This window comes from Enterobacter sp. NFIX58 (assembly GCF_900110475.1).
Taxonomy (GTDB): Bacteria; Pseudomonadota; Gammaproteobacteria; order Enterobacterales; family Enterobacteriaceae; genus Enterobacter; species Enterobacter quasiroggenkampii.
In genome coordinates, this window is sequence record NZ_FODW01000006.1 from 91813 (window position 1) to 105010 (window position 13198).

Annotated in this window: 16 protein-coding genes; 14 read left to right on the forward strand and 2 right to left on the reverse strand. The window is 56.9% G+C overall.

What is annotated here, in order from left to right:
* Positions 1-59: 59 nt before the first annotated feature.
* Positions 60-653: an NAAT family transporter YhgN gene (yhgN, locus tag BMW97_RS20390; RefSeq protein ID WP_003861574.1), complete on the forward strand. Its 594-nt coding sequence runs from the start codon at positions 60-62 to the stop codon at positions 651-653.
* 485 nt (positions 654-1138) lie between these two features.
* Here yhgN and tusA read toward each other — a convergent pair whose 3' ends face one another.
* On the reverse strand, positions 1139-1381 hold the full coding sequence (tusA, locus tag BMW97_RS20395; RefSeq protein WP_008503071.1) for a sulfurtransferase TusA: 243 nt from the start codon (positions 1379-1381) through the stop codon (positions 1139-1141).
* A 167-nt stretch (positions 1382-1548) separates the two neighbouring features.
* Between tusA and BMW97_RS20400 the strand changes: the two genes are divergently transcribed.
* Positions 1549-2214: a 7-cyano-7-deazaguanine/7-aminomethyl-7-deazaguanine transporter gene (locus tag BMW97_RS20400; RefSeq protein WP_008503072.1), complete on the forward strand. Its 666-nt coding sequence runs from the start codon at positions 1549-1551 to the stop codon at positions 2212-2214.
* A gap of 72 nt (positions 2215-2286) precedes the next feature.
* Positions 2287-2844: a DcrB family lipoprotein gene (locus BMW97_RS20405; RefSeq protein ID WP_008503073.1), complete on the forward strand. Its 558-nt coding sequence runs from the start codon at positions 2287-2289 to the stop codon at positions 2842-2844.
* Positions 2845-2848: 4 nt separating this feature from the next.
* Here the strand turns inward: BMW97_RS20405 and BMW97_RS20410 are convergent, their stop codons facing one another.
* Positions 2849-4066, reverse strand: a complete 1218-nt coding sequence (locus BMW97_RS20410) for an MFS transporter (protein WP_045909020.1) — start codon at positions 4064-4066, stop codon at positions 2849-2851.
* A gap of 145 nt (positions 4067-4211) precedes the next feature.
* On the opposite strand from BMW97_RS20410, the gene BMW97_RS20415 reads away from it, so the two are divergent.
* The 11 genes from BMW97_RS20415 to BMW97_RS20465 all read left to right on the forward strand — a co-directional run bounded on the left by BMW97_RS20415 (position 4212) and on the right by BMW97_RS20465 (position 13195).
* The gene (locus tag BMW97_RS20415) at positions 4212-5261 is read left to right on the forward strand and encodes an AI-2E family transporter (RefSeq protein WP_045909021.1); all 1050 of its coding nucleotides are present in this window, start codon (positions 4212-4214) and stop codon (positions 5259-5261) included.
* Between the two features lie 336 nt (positions 5262-5597).
* The gene (locus tag BMW97_RS20420) at positions 5598-5987 is read left to right on the forward strand and encodes a lipoprotein (protein ID WP_045909022.1); all 390 of its coding nucleotides are present in this window, start codon (positions 5598-5600) and stop codon (positions 5985-5987) included.
* 69 nt (positions 5988-6056) lie between these two features.
* Positions 6057-7121, forward strand: a complete 1065-nt coding sequence (locus BMW97_RS20425) for a class I SAM-dependent methyltransferase (RefSeq protein ID WP_045909023.1) — start codon at positions 6057-6059, stop codon at positions 7119-7121.
* Between the two features lie 67 nt (positions 7122-7188).
* On the forward strand, positions 7189-7911 hold the full coding sequence (locus BMW97_RS20430; RefSeq protein WP_045909024.1) for a beta-ketoacyl synthase chain length factor: 723 nt from the start codon (positions 7189-7191) through the stop codon (positions 7909-7911).
* Positions 7908-8723, forward strand: a complete 816-nt coding sequence (locus BMW97_RS20435; protein WP_045909025.1) for a lysophospholipid acyltransferase family protein — start codon at positions 7908-7910, stop codon at positions 8721-8723. The genes BMW97_RS20430 and BMW97_RS20435 overlap by 4 nt, the downstream gene beginning before the upstream one ends.
* A complete protein-coding gene (locus BMW97_RS20440) occupies positions 8704-8961 on the forward strand; it encodes a phosphopantetheine-binding protein (protein WP_008503081.1) in 258 nt (85 codons plus the stop codon). The genes BMW97_RS20435 and BMW97_RS20440 overlap by 20 nt, the downstream gene beginning before the upstream one ends.
* Positions 8962-8973: 12 nt before the next feature.
* On the forward strand, positions 8974-9225 hold the full coding sequence (locus BMW97_RS20445) for an acyl carrier protein (RefSeq protein ID WP_045909026.1): 252 nt from the start codon (positions 8974-8976) through the stop codon (positions 9223-9225).
* 6 nt (positions 9226-9231) lie between these two features.
* Positions 9232-9819, forward strand: a complete 588-nt coding sequence (locus tag BMW97_RS20450; RefSeq protein ID WP_045909027.1) for a COG4648 family protein — start codon at positions 9232-9234, stop codon at positions 9817-9819.
* Positions 9812-11173, forward strand: coding sequence for a class I adenylate-forming enzyme family protein (locus BMW97_RS20455; protein ID WP_045909028.1), 1362 nt, complete (start codon positions 9812-9814; stop codon positions 11171-11173). Before BMW97_RS20450 ends, BMW97_RS20455 begins: the two co-directional genes overlap by 8 nt.
* A complete protein-coding gene (locus BMW97_RS20460; RefSeq protein WP_008503085.1) occupies positions 11160-11513 on the forward strand; it encodes an ApeI family dehydratase in 354 nt (117 codons plus the stop codon). Before BMW97_RS20455 ends, BMW97_RS20460 begins: the two co-directional genes overlap by 14 nt.
* Positions 11504-13195: a glycosyltransferase family 2 protein gene (locus BMW97_RS20465; RefSeq protein WP_045909029.1), complete on the forward strand. Its 1692-nt coding sequence runs from the start codon at positions 11504-11506 to the stop codon at positions 13193-13195. Before BMW97_RS20460 ends, BMW97_RS20465 begins: the two co-directional genes overlap by 10 nt.
* The last annotated feature ends 3 nt before the right edge of the window (positions 13196-13198 follow it).

Consider the following 13198-nt stretch of genomic DNA (forward strand, 5'->3'; position numbering starts at 1 on the left):
GCAATCAGAAATACAGCTAATTATCATAATAACCTTAGAGAGTTTCAGGGATAATTTACATGAGTGAAATCATTTCCGCCGCGGTTTTATTGATCCTGATTATGGATCCCCTGGGCAACCTGCCCATCTTCATGTCGGTGCTAAAACACACTGAGCCGAAGCGTCGCCGGGCGATCATGATCCGCGAGCTGCTCATCGCCCTGCTGGTGATGTTTATCTTCCTGTTTGCGGGTGAAAAAATTCTCGCATTCCTGAACCTGCGTGCCGAAACCGTGTCGATTTCCGGCGGGATTATTCTGTTCCTGATTGCCATTAAGATGATTTTCCCGAGCGCGGAAGGCAGCAGCAGCGGCCTGCCTGCGGGTGAAGAGCCATTTATTGTGCCGCTGGCGATCCCCCTCGTCGCGGGCCCGACCATTCTGGCCACGCTGATGCTGCTGTCGCATCAGTATCCGAATCAGATGAGCCATCTGGTGATTGCCCTGCTGATTGCCTGGGGCGGGACGTTCATTATCCTGCTGCAGTCGTCCCTATTCCTGCGCCTGCTGGGCGAAAAAGGGGTAAACGCGCTGGAACGCCTGATGGGGCTGATTCTGGTCATGATGGCAACGCAGATGTTCCTGGACGGGATCCGGGCGTGGATGAAGGGATGACGTTCTCCCTCTCTCTGTGGGCTGAAGGATCCCCAGTCATTTTTTGACCTGAAGCGATGAACGTTTCTTCGGCAAAATTAATGACTTACAGCGACACCCTGGTCCGGCTGTAAATCGCCGAAGCGTTTCCGTAAGGCCGGGGCGAGGCGCAAGGATGCGCCGAGAGGGCGTGGCCTGCAGGGATGCAGGCTCATGCCCGACCCGATAGCCTGAAGGAATAAGCTGAGGGGACCGCGAAGCGGCGATTTACCGCCGGGAGCCCGGGTCGCCAGGGTGGTGGCGATTGAGCCACCCTGGCACGTTCACCGGTCATGTCGTTACAGAGTAGCAAGGAACATAAAGTGAACGGAATGACCTCCACAGCCGTATGTTCCCCCTCACCCCTGCCCTCTCCCTCTAGGGAGAGGGGGTCGTCCGTGCAGGCATTATTTGTGGGGAACCCTCGGCACACAGGGTGAGGGCATCAGGCCGCAGAGGCCGCCTACCTATCCCTTACGAATCAAATACCGATACGGCAGCGCCTCAGTCTGCTGTGCTACCAGCTCATGCTCCATAAAGGTACAAAAACCGGGAATGTCGCGGGTCGTGGCCGGGTCGTCGGCGATGATCAGCAGCGTTTCACCGGTCTGCATGTTGCGCACGGTTTTACGTACCATCATTACCGGTTCCGGGCAGCGAAGGCCCTGGGCATCAAGGGTGTGGTCTGGGCTGGAAAACAGGTCGGTCATGATCTTCTCGGTCAGGTAAAAACGGCTGTAGTTTACGCCCGGTTGCGATCAATGCAAACCAGGTTAACGATTGCGTAAAAACTAACCATTGCAATGTCCTGCCAAAGCAGTATCATGCTGCGGTTTTTATTGGGTTCCCTCACCCCAACGTATAAAAAGGTCACAATATGACGCAGTTTTCTGAATCTCAGCGCGTAAAAGCGTTGTTCTGGCTTTCGCTTTTCCATTTGCTGGTGATCACCTCCAGCAACTATCTGGTGCAGCTCCCGATCTCCATCTTTGGTTTTCATACCACCTGGGGCGCGTTCAGTTTCCCGTTTATTTTCCTCGCCACCGATCTGACCGTGCGTATCTTTGGCGCACCGCTGGCTCGCCGCATTATTTTTGCGGTCATGCTCCCGGCGCTGTTCATCTCGTACGGGGTTTCGTCTCTGTTTTATATGGGAAGCTGGCAGGGTTTTGAGGCGTTAACCCACTTCAACCTGTTTGTCGCCCGTATCGCCGCAGCAAGCTTTATGGCCTACGCGCTGGGGCAGATTCTGGACGTGCACGTGTTTAACCGCCTGCGTCAGAATCATCGCTGGTGGATGGCGCCCACCGCCTCCACGCTGTTCGGTAACGTGAGCGATACGCTGGCCTTCTTCTTCATCGCCTTCTGGCGTAGCCCTGATGCGTTTATGGCCGAACACTGGATGGAAATCGCGCTGGTGGACTACTGCTTTAAGGTGCTCATCAGCATTGTCTTCTTCCTGCCCATGTACGGCGTGCTGCTGAATATGCTGCTGAAAAGGCTGGCAGATAAATCTGAAATCACGGCATTGCAGGCAGGTTAAGGGTTCGCTTTATCAGTTGTGATAAGATGAACGAATGAGCCGTTATGGCCGTTTATCGAAAGGAAGAAGTCAATGCGCAATCTGGTTAAATATGTCGGGATTGGCCTGCTGGTTGTGGGTCTTGCAGCCTGTGATAACAGCGACACGAAAACGCCTGCTCAGGGCGCATCCGCAGAAAGCAATGCGACCGGCCAGCCGGTGAATCTGATGGATGGCAAACTCAGCTTCTCTCTGCCAGCCGATATGACTGACCAGAGCGGCAAGCTGGGCACTCAGGCGAACAACATGCACGTTTACTCCGACGCAACCGGGCAGAAAGCGGTCATTGTGATTGTGGGCGACGACACCAGCGAAGATCTGGCCGTCCTGTCCAAACGTCTGGAAGATCAGCAGCGCGGCCGCGACCCGCAGCTGCAGGTCGTGACCAATAAATCCATCGAGTTGAAAGGCCATAAGCTGCAGCAGCTGGACAGCATCATCTCTGCGAAAGGCCAGACCGCGTACTCCTCTGTCGTGCTGGGCAAGGTCGATAACAAACTCCTGACCCTGCAGATCACCCTGCCAGCGGAAGATCAGCAGAAAGCGCAGACGGCTGCTGAAAACATTATTAACACCATCGTGATCCAGTAACGTTTCACGATGATGACGTGGCCTCCGGTGCCTGCACCGGGGGCCATTTTTTTAGCCGCCACGTCAGAAGCAAGGCCACGATCACCAGACCCGCTGCGGCAAGATAGATCACCGGCACGCCTGCCCAGGCCATCACCAGCCCCGCCAGCGGGCCGGTGATGCCTAACGACATATCCATAAACACCGTATAGGTCGCCAGCGCGGCGCCCTGATTCTGCGGCGGCACGGCTTTAACCGCCACCACGCCCAGCGCCGGGAAGACCAGTGAAAAACCGGCTCCCGCGAGGAAGACGCCCACTTTCGCGACCCAGGGCACCATCGCTATTCCGGTCAGCAGCAGCCCGACAATTTCTATCGCAAAGCAGATCATCGCCACGTTCAGCCCACCCAGACGGTTGATGCCGTTAGGGAAAAGCAGGCGCGCGCCAACAAACGCACAGCTGAACAGGGTTAACGCAAAGGCCGCGCCGTCCCAGCCTTTGGCGTCATAGAACAGGGTAATGAAGGTCGCGATCACACCGAAGCCGGTGGTCGCCAGCGCCAGCGCCATGCCGTACGGCCAGACGCGCCCCAGCACCGCCCGAAACGGCAGCGGCTTGCCCTTGCTGGCCTTCACTTTCGGGCGCGGCAGCGCAAACAGAATCGCCAGCAGCGCGACCGCCATGATGGTGACGGCCAGCCCATACAGCCCGCCAAACGCATAGCAGGCCACGCCGAGCGGCGCACCGAGCGCCATCGCACCGTAGGTGACAATCCCGTTCCAGGAGATCACCCGGCCAATGTGCGGCGCACCGACAACCCCCACGCCCCACAGCGTCGAGCCGGTTCCCGCCAGGCTTTGCCCGATGCCTAGGATGACGCGGCCCAGGCAGAGGAGCGCCAGGCTGACCAACGGCCAGTGGCTGGTCGTGGCAGCCAGCAGGTAGCTCAGGCCACTGAGGAAGCAGCCGCACAATCCCACCACCACAATGCTTTTTGGACCGAACGTGTCCGCGTAGCGACCGGCATGCGGTCGGCTCAGGAGTGTCGCGAAATACTGCAGGCTAATCACCAGCCCCGCCCAGAAGGCACTGAAGCCCATCACGTCATTGACATAGCCCGGCAGGACCGCCAGCGGCAGGCCGATGGTGAGATAGCTGGCAAAGTTGAAAATAACAACGGAAACGATGCGCAGATTGAGGCGCAGTCCGCTCAGTGCCGTTTCAGCGGCAGGTTCGGGCATGGGGTTCTACCTGGATTTTTTACAACAGTGTTTCACTATTACCACGCCCCAATAAGAAAATCAGCACCGACTTTCAGATTAACGGTGCCAGACGAAGCGAAGCCCGGGCACTACACTTATCGGGTCATCATATTAAGGAACACGCATGATCGCTAACCCGTCCGACAAAGCAGGACTCCACATCTTATTAAAGCTCGCCTGTCTGGTGGTTATCCTTGCGGGTATCCATGCTGCCGCTGACATTATTGTCCAGCTCCTGCTGGCGCTCTTTTTTGCCATTGTGCTTAATCCTCTGGTCACCTGGTTTCTTCGCCGGGGCGTCAGCCGTCCGGTCGCCATCACCATTGTCGTCATCGTGATGCTGATTGCCCTGACGGCGCTCTTCGGCGTGCTGGCGGCATCGCTGAGCGAATTCTCCACCATGCTGCCGCAGTACAACAAAGAGCTGACGCGTAAGATTGTGGCGCTGCAGGAGATGGTGCCCTTCCTAAATTTGCATATCTCACCTGAACGGATGCTGCGCAGGATGGATTCCGAGAAGGTCATGACCTACGCCACCACGCTGATGACGGGGCTTTCCGGCGCGATGGCCAGCATTCTGCTGCTGGTCATGACGGTGGTGTTTATGCTGTTTGAAGTCCGCCACGTCCCCTATAAACTGCGCTTTGCGTTGAATAATCCCCAAATTCACATTGCCGGATTACACCGGGCGCTGAAGGGGGTCTCAAAATATCTGGCGCTGAAAACGCTGCTGAGCGTCTGGACCGGGGTGATTGTCTGGCTGGGGCTGATGCTGATGGACGTGCAGTTCGCGCTGATGTGGGGCGTACTGGCGTTTCTGCTCAACTACGTGCCCAATATTGGCGCGGTGCTTTCCGCCGTGCCGCCGATGATTCAGGCGTTTCTGTTTAACGGTTTTTACGAATGCATGCTGGTTGGCGCGCTGTTCCTCGTGGTGCATATGGTGCTGGGCAATATTCTCGAGCCGCGCATGATGGGGCACCGGCTGGGCATGTCGACGCTGGTCGTCTTTTTATCCTTACTGATTTGGGGATGGCTGCTGGGCCCAGTCGGTATGCTGCTCTCGGTCCCCCTGACCAGCGTGTGTAAGATCTGGATGGAAACCACTAAAGGCGGCAGCAAGCTGGCGATCCTGCTCGGGCCGGGAAGGCCAAAAAGCCGGTTGCCTGGGTAGCTGACCTACCTTTATAGGTAGGTTTAAACCGCCAATAATCCGCCTTAAATTACCGCGTTCATAACCTGTCGCGGTATTTTTATTTGCGTTAAGGAAATATTAATTCTGTTTTTGTTTACGTCGGTCGCATTACGTTGAAACGCATATCATGATTTAACGCAAATTAAAAAAAATGAAATTGTTAATTATTTTCCATGTTATTATGCCCGCCTTCGCGTCAACGTAATGCAAACCTTAATATTGATTAAAAAAACATCTGGCACATAAGAAACGCCGGATGAATATTATTTGTAAAAACCACTACCTTTAATTGTTATTATTGATATGGAGTTGTTGATGAAAAAGATCGTTAAATGGTGTGCTGCCGCCGTATTCGTTGGCGCACTGGCAGGCTGTGCGCGTACTGCCCCAATCGCTCAGGTTCACTCTACTGTGAGCGCGGGTCATACCGCCGACCAGGTAAAAACAGCGATTTTGAAAGCAGGACAAAAACGTGACTGGATCATGACGGAAGCCGGTCCGGGCGTTATCAAAGGTCGTCTGCAGGCGCGCGACCACTCGGTCGACGTTCGTATTCCTTATTCCGCAACAAGCTATTCCATTAACTACGAAAGCAGTATGAACCTGAAAGCGGCTGACGGTAAAATTCACAAAAATTATAACCGTTGGGTGAATAACCTCGACCACGATATTCAGCTGAACCTCTCCGCGGGCGCCCCACTGTAATATTTTTCTAAAGTCGGGCCGCATTTGGCCCGATAACCCTTATTTCTTGCCCTGAAAGGTTACGCAGCAATGTACGAAAAGGATACGCTCAGCGCACTGGATGCCATTACCGAAGCGCAACGCATCGCTTTTGCTCCGATGTTATTTCAGACCGCGCTTTGTCTGCGTAACTCAGGCATTCTCGCCTGGCTCGATAAACAAGGTAAAGAGGGTGCCAGCCTCGAGGAAATAACCGAACACAGCACGCTCGGCAGCTATGGCGTCAGCGTACTGCTGGATATGGGATTAAGCGGGCGGATCGTTACCCAACAGCATGGACGTTATTTTCTGGCGAAAGTGGGCCACTTTTTACTGCACGATGAAATGACCCGCGTAAATATGGATTTCACTCAGGACGTTTGTTACAAAGGGCTATTTCACCTGGCGGACGCCCTGAAGGAAGAAAAACCTGCGGGATTAGCGGTGTTTGGCAACTGGCCAACCATCTATCCGGCATTATCCCAATTACCGGCTCAGGCGAAAGAGAGCTGGTTCGCCTTTGATCATTACTATTCCGACGCCGCGTTTGACGCCGCTTTGCCATATATATTCGCAAGCTCGCCGACAAAATTGTACGATGTGGGCGGAAATACGGGTAAATGGGCGTTACGCTGCTGCCGCTATGACGAAAATGTTGCCGTGACGATCCTCGACCTGCCGCAGCAGATAGCGCTGGCGCAGGAAAACATCGCAAAAGCAGGTTTTTCTCATCGTATTGGATTCCATGCTGTCGATATGCTTAGCCCAGCAGCCTTGCCGGGTGAGGCCGACGTCTGGTGGATGAGCCAGTTTCTGGATTGTTTCTCTCCGGATCAGATTATCGTCATGCTGACGCGCGTCGCACAGGTCATGAAGCCAGGCGCACGTTTGTGCATCATGGAGCTTTTCTGGGATGCCCAGAAGTTTGAAGCGGCCTCTTTCAGCCTGAATGCCACCTCGCTCTATTTCACCTGTATGGCGAATGGCAATAGCCGGTTTTACAGCGTAGAGGCGTTTTATCGTTACCTGGAGAGCGCAGGTTTCAGCGTTGAACAGCGTCTGGATAACCTTGGGGTCGGTCATACCCTGCTGATATGCACCAAACGTGAACAATAGAGCAGCTTAGCTGCCCGGGTGGCCAAGTCTGCCCTTTGAATACGGTTTTTTTCGCGGACGCGCGTAGATGAAATTTTCACTGAACATTATCGACTGGCAGGCGAGAGCCCCAGGACTCAACGATGCCACAGAGTGGCAGGCGTGGTCACGCCTGCAGCTGCCCGTCGATCCAGCGGCCCCGCTTCCCCGGCTGACCGCTTTACCCATGATGACCGCGCGCCGCCTCAATTCAGGCAGTAAGCTGGCGGTGGACATTGGTCTCGCTATGCTACAACACCACGCCATTGATGCCGTCGTCTATTCCAGCCGCCACGGCGAGCTGGAGCGCAACTACCGTATTCTGCATGCTCTGGCGACGGGGCAATCCGTATCGCCTACCGACTTCGCCATGTCCGTGCACAACTCGGCGGTGGGCAATCTCACGATTACCGCACGCCAGGCTATCGTCTCGTCATCCATTTCTGCCGGGCTGGACACCTTCCAGCAGGCATTATGTGAAGTCCTGAGCCTGCTGCAGGCGGGCTACTCCCGCGTCTTGCTGGTCGATTTTGACGGCGCACTGCCGGAATTTTACCACCCGGCGTTACCGCACCAGATGCCCACCTGGCCCTACGCGCTGGCGCTGGTGATTGAATCCGGCAAGGAATTGCAGTGTGAAACCCGCAGCGGCAGCACGGGGGATGAACCCGCCCTTCCGCAAAGCCTGATGTTCCTGCAACGCTATCTCAGCGAGGCACGCCAGTTTGTGGTACCCGGCGAACGTTTGCTGTGGCAATGGACGCGCGCATGAACCGCCTGACTGCCCGAATTAACTGGTTATGGCGTCTGATGATGACCGGATTCTGCTTCGTGCTGTTTGGCGTGGGCGGGCTGCTGCTGTCACTGGTATGGTTCAACCTGCTGCTGATCGTCCAGCGCGACCGCACCAACCGCCGTCGCCTTGCGCGGCGCAGCATTGCGGCCAACTTCCGCTTCTTCCTGACCGTTGCCCGTGGCCTCGGGGTACTGGACTATCGCATTCACAATCTTGACGCCCTGCGCAACGATCGGGGTTGTCTGGTGGTGGCTAACCACCCCACGTTAATTGACTACGTGATTCTGGCATCGGTGATGCCAGAAACCGACTGTCTGGTGAAAAGCGCGCTGCTGCGCAATCCGTTTGTCAGCGGCGTCATCCGCGCGGCGGATTACCTGATTAACAGCGAAGCCGAGCCTCTGCTGGCTGCAAGCCAGCAGCGTCTGGCTCAGGGCGACACGCTTTTAATCTTCCCGGAAGGCACACGTACCCGGTCTGGTGAAGCTATTTCCCTCCAGCGCGGCGCAGCAAATATCGCCGTGCGCTGTAACAGCGATCTGCGGGTGGTGCTGATCCACTGTAGCGAACATCTGCTGGATAAAAAAAGTCGCTGGTATGATGTGCCGCCAGAAAAACCTGTCTTCACCGTGGATGTCCGCGACCGCGTGAACATCGACGAATTTTACGATGCAAATGAACAAGAACCGGCGCTGGCGGCAAGGCAGTTAAACCGGCATCTACAGCATCGATTAACATCAGGCCTTCAATCTTTGTCAGGAATTAATGATGCAAGCGCTTTATCTTGAAATTAAGAATCTCATTATCACCACGCTGAATCTGGACGAGCTTACCGCAGAGGATATTGATACCGATGCCGCGCTGTTTGGCGATGGGCTGGGTCTCGACTCTATCGACGCGCTGGAACTGGGTCTGGCCGTGAAAAACCAGTATGGCGTGGTGCTTTCTGCTGAAAGCGAAGAGATGCGCCAGCACTTCTTTTCCGTCGCCACGCTGGCGTCCTTTATCAACGCTCAACGCGCCTGAGATGTGATCACGATGACCGAACAAGAAACCATTTATCAGGAAGTCTGTGGCCTTCTGACCCGACTGTTTGAAATCGACCCGCAGGATATTACCCCTAAAGCCCGTCTTTACGAAGACCTGGAGCTGGACAGCATTGATGCGGTGGACATGATTGTTCATCTGCAGAAGAAAACGGGCAAGAAAATCAAGCCGGAAACCTTCAAATCGGTTCGTACCGTTCAGGATGTGGTAGACGCCGTCGAACAGCTTCTGCGCGAAGAGTAAGACGTCGTGCGCGGCGGACGGACATTCCCGATCATCCCACTTCTGACGGGGTTGATGCTGCTGGCGTGGCCCTTCCTGGTTGGATTTGGGCTGGCGCATAACAGCCTGCAGTGGCTATTACCCGTGATGGCTCTGGTGTTACTGCTGCGGCTGCGTCAGGCGCAGCGGAACACAAGCCCGATGCGGTATGTGGTGCAGTGCGTGGCGCTGGTGGGGATCGCCCTCTGCACGGCAAGCTACCTGCTGAAAGCCCACCAGTGGCTGCTGCTCTACCCGGTGGTCGTCAACCTTGTCATGCTGGCCGTGTTTGGCGGTTCGCTGTGGACAGCGATGCCGCTTGTAGAACGACTGGCGCGCTTGCGCGAGCCAAACTTGCCCCGGGAGGGCGTGCGCTATACCCGTAAGGTGACCCTCGTCTGGTGCGGTTTTTTCGTCGGCAACGGCACGATGGCGCTGTTTACCGTCCTCCACGGCGACATGCATCTGTGGACGCTATGGAACGGTATGGTGGCTTACATCCTGATGGGGATGCTGATGGCAGCAGAGTGGCTGGTGCGCCAGCGGGTGATAAAAAAAGAGATGCACAATGACTAACCCCCTTCCGCTGGGCCAGTGGTTAAATGCGCCGCGCCCAGACGACACGCCTGTTGCCTGGCTCGACGATCGTACCTGGACGCTGGGCCAGTTGCGCCACGATGTAACCTTACTGGTCGAGACCCTGCGTCAGCAGGAAGGCGAGCGCTGGGCGCTGTGCTTTGAAAACAGCTACCTGTTTATTGTTGCGCTGCTGGCCTCGCTGCACGCCGGTAAAACACCGGTCATTCCCGGCCATAGCCGCGTCTCACAGCTTGAAGAACAGCAATCTTTGTTTAGCGGCGTTCTGAGCGATCGAACTCTTGGTTTTCATGGGAAACAGATTGTGGTGGCCTCCAGCCAACAGACAGCCAGCCACTGGGTGCCTCTGCCGGCCATTGACGAAAACCGCTTCGTTGAACTGTTCACCTCAGGCTCCACGGGCACGCCGCGCCGGGTGGTTAAGCACATCGTCAGTCTGGATCGCGAAGCCCGCCTGCTGGCTAACCGCTTTGGTGAGCGTCTGGCCGGATGCAGCATTGTGGCCTCGGTCGTACCGCAACACCTGTATGGCCTGACATTCCGTATCGTCTTGCCGATGGCGCTGGGCCTGCCGCTGCATGCCGCGATGCTCTATTACGCAGAACAACTGGCCGCCCTGCCTCCTGACAGGCAATACCTGTTCATCAGCAGCCCGGCGTTCCTGAAGCGCCTGGATACCGAGCTTGCCGCGCCGCCCGTCAGGATGCTGATTTCAGCAGGTGGAATGCTGCCCTGGCGTGATGTCTCGACCACCTCCGGCTGGCTTAACCTTTGGCCGGATGAAATTTATGGCAGTACCGAAACCGGGATCCTCGCCTGGCGCCATCGTCAGGAGGATAACGTGCCCTGGCTACCGTTCCCCGGCGTCATCTTCCATCAGGAAGATGACGCCTGTCGCGTTACGTCGCCACTGATCCATGAGCCAGAAGGGCTCCAGCTCGACGATATCCTGCACTTCGACAGCGAGGGGCTTTTCAGCATCGCCGGTCGCCGCGGGCGAGTGGTCAAAATTGAAGAAAAACGCATCTCGCTTAACGAGATCGAACGCCGCCTGCTGGAGCTCGACGGTATTTGCGAAGCGGCCGCACTGCCGGTCACGCGCGGGGGTCGTCAGGGGATTGGCGCCCTGCTGGTTCTGGATGAAACGGCCCGTCAGCGCGGGTATGTGCAGGATAAAAAAGCGCAGGAGTTCGCCTGGCGTCGCGCCCTGCTGCCGTGGCTTGAACCTGTCGCGGTGCCGCGCTACTGGCGCATAGTTGATGAAATGCCGGTAAACAGTATGAACAAGCGTGTCTATGCGCAGTTAGAGGAGTTATTTCATGAAAATTCATGAAATTGAGCGCCACCAGACACAGCCGGAGAAGCTGGAGATCGTTTTGCATCTCGACGCAACGCTGTTCTGGTTTCAGGGCCATTTCGCCGTACAACCGCTGCTGCCCGGCGTTGCGCAGCTTGACTGGGTGATGCACTACGCCACGACGTTACTGGCACCGGGCTATCGCTTTCACAGCATTCAAAACGTGAAGTTTCAGGCACCACTGCTGCCGGAAACCACGGTGACGCTGATGCTTGAGTGGCATGCCGAACGTCAGATGCTGACCTTCAGCTATCAACGCCATGCCGGGGCTGAGCGCCACACCGCCAGCAGCGGGAAAATTCGTTTATGTCAGTAATCTTTCGTCCCTGCGTGCTGATCCCGTGCTACAACCACGGCGCGATGATTGCCCGCGTGCTGTCACGTCTCGCGCCGTTCGGCCTGCCGTGCATGGTAGTGGATGACGGCAGCGACGCAGTCACCCGTCGGGAGCTTGAGCGCCTGGCGGCGGAGCAGCCGCAGATGACGCTGGTTCGTCTGGCGCAAAACGCAGGAAAAGGTGCCGCGGTCATCAGAGGGCTGGAGGAGTGTGCGCGGACGGGCTACACCCACGCCGTGCAGGTGGATGCGGACGGCCAACACGCCATTGAGGATATCCCCAAACTGCTGGCGCTGGCGGAGCGCCACCCGGACGCGCTGATTTCCGGCCAGCCCATTTACGATGACTCTATTCCGCGCTCCCGACTTTACGGGCGCTGGATCACCCACGTTTGGGTGTGGATTGAAACCTTATCGCTGCAGCTTAAAGACAGCATGTGCGGCTTTCGGGTCTATCCGGTTTCACCCACGCTGCGGCTGGCAGCGCGCGAACCGCTCGGCAAGCGGATGGACTTTGACACCGAAGTGATGGTTCGTCTCTACTGGCAGGGCAACACCAGCGTCTTTCTGCCCACGCGCGTGACCTATCCGCAGGACGGTTTGTCCCACTTCGACGCGCTAAAAGATAACGTGCGGATCTCCCTGATGCATACCCGGCTCTTCTTCGGCATGCTGCCCCGCATGCCCGGCCTGCTTTTCCGTCGACGCCGCCAGCACTGGGCGCAGCAGGACGAGGTCAAGGGTCTGTGGGGGATGCGCCTGATGCTGCGCGTCTGGGAACGGCTGGGTCGGCGGGCCTTTACCGTGCTGTTGTGGCCGGTTATCGGCGTGTACTGGCTTATCGCGCGTCCGGCGCGGCAGGCCTCGCGGCAGTGGATGGCGAGAGTGAAGCAAGAACTGCGTCAGCGGAGCATGCCTGTTCCCTCACGGCTTAACAGCTTTTTCCATTTCATGCGCTTCGGCAACGCGATGCTGGATAAAGTCGCCAGCTGGCGCGGCGAGCTGAAGCTTCATCGCGATATTGTCTTTGCCCCCGGCGCGAGCGAAGCGTTAAACATCGCGGCTCCACAGGGCAAACTGCTGCTGGCCTCGCACCTTGGCGACGTAGAGGCCTGCCGGGCCCTGGCTCAGCTGGAAGGCAGTAAAATCATCAACGCCCTGGTTTTCAGCGAGAACGCCCAGCGCTTTAAGCAAATCATGAGCGAAATGGCGCCCGAAGCTGGCGTGAATTTGATGTCGGTCACCGACATCGGCCCGGATACCGCCATTGCCATCAAAGAGAAGCTTGAGCGCGGTGAATGGGTCGCGATTGTGGGGGATCGCATCGCGGTGAATCCGCAGCGCGGCGGCGAATGGCGCGTGATCTGGAGCCGATTCATGGGCCAGCCTGCACCGTTCCCACAGGGGCCGTTTATCCTGGCCTCCATCCTCCGCTGCCCGGTGGTGCTGATTTTCGCCCTGCGCCAGCAGGGTAAGCTCGTCCTGCACTGCGAGCCGTTTGCCGACCCGCTGCGCCTGCCGCGCGGTGAACGCCAGCAGGCACTGCAAGATACCGTCGATCACTATGCGCAGCGGCTGGAACATTACGCCCTCATGTCGCCGCTCGACTGGTTTAATTTTTTCGATTTCTGGCATCTGCCAGAGTCCAGTGAGAAGGAGTAAAGG

Bases quoted from the DNA above. Each gene is read 5' to 3' on its own strand.
- BMW97_RS20455 (WP_045909028.1), top strand. From the start codon at position 9,812: ATGACTAACCCCCTTCCGCTGGGCCAGTGGTTAAATGCGCCGCGCCCA.
- BMW97_RS20430 (WP_045909024.1), top strand. From the start codon at position 7,189: ATGAAATTTTCACTGAACATTATCGACTGGCAGGCGAGAGCCCCAGGA.
- BMW97_RS20435 (WP_045909025.1), top strand. From the start codon at position 7,908: ATGAACCGCCTGACTGCCCGAATTAACTGGTTATGGCGTCTGATGATG.
- BMW97_RS20460 (WP_008503085.1), top strand. From the start codon at position 11,160: ATGAAAATTCATGAAATTGAGCGCCACCAGACACAGCCGGAGAAGCTG.
- BMW97_RS20400 (WP_008503072.1), top strand. From the start codon at position 1,549: ATGACGCAGTTTTCTGAATCTCAGCGCGTAAAAGCGTTGTTCTGGCTT.
- tusA (WP_008503071.1), bottom strand. From the start codon at position 1,381: ATGACCGACCTGTTTTCCAGCCCAGACCACACCCTTGATGCCCAGGGC.
- BMW97_RS20415 (WP_045909021.1), top strand. From the start codon at position 4,212: ATGATCGCTAACCCGTCCGACAAAGCAGGACTCCACATCTTATTAAAG.
- BMW97_RS20445 (WP_045909026.1), top strand. From the start codon at position 8,974: ATGACCGAACAAGAAACCATTTATCAGGAAGTCTGTGGCCTTCTGACC.
- BMW97_RS20425 (WP_045909023.1), top strand. From the start codon at position 6,057: ATGTACGAAAAGGATACGCTCAGCGCACTGGATGCCATTACCGAAGCG.
- BMW97_RS20405 (WP_008503073.1), top strand. From the start codon at position 2,287: ATGCGCAATCTGGTTAAATATGTCGGGATTGGCCTGCTGGTTGTGGGT.
- yhgN (WP_003861574.1), top strand. From the start codon at position 60: ATGAGTGAAATCATTTCCGCCGCGGTTTTATTGATCCTGATTATGGAT.
- BMW97_RS20440 (WP_008503081.1), top strand. From the start codon at position 8,704: ATGCAAGCGCTTTATCTTGAAATTAAGAATCTCATTATCACCACGCTG.
- BMW97_RS20465 (WP_045909029.1), top strand. From the start codon at position 11,504: ATGTCAGTAATCTTTCGTCCCTGCGTGCTGATCCCGTGCTACAACCAC.
- BMW97_RS20420 (WP_045909022.1), top strand. From the start codon at position 5,598: ATGAAAAAGATCGTTAAATGGTGTGCTGCCGCCGTATTCGTTGGCGCA.
- BMW97_RS20410 (WP_045909020.1), bottom strand. From the start codon at position 4,066: ATGCCCGAACCTGCCGCTGAAACGGCACTGAGCGGACTGCGCCTCAAT.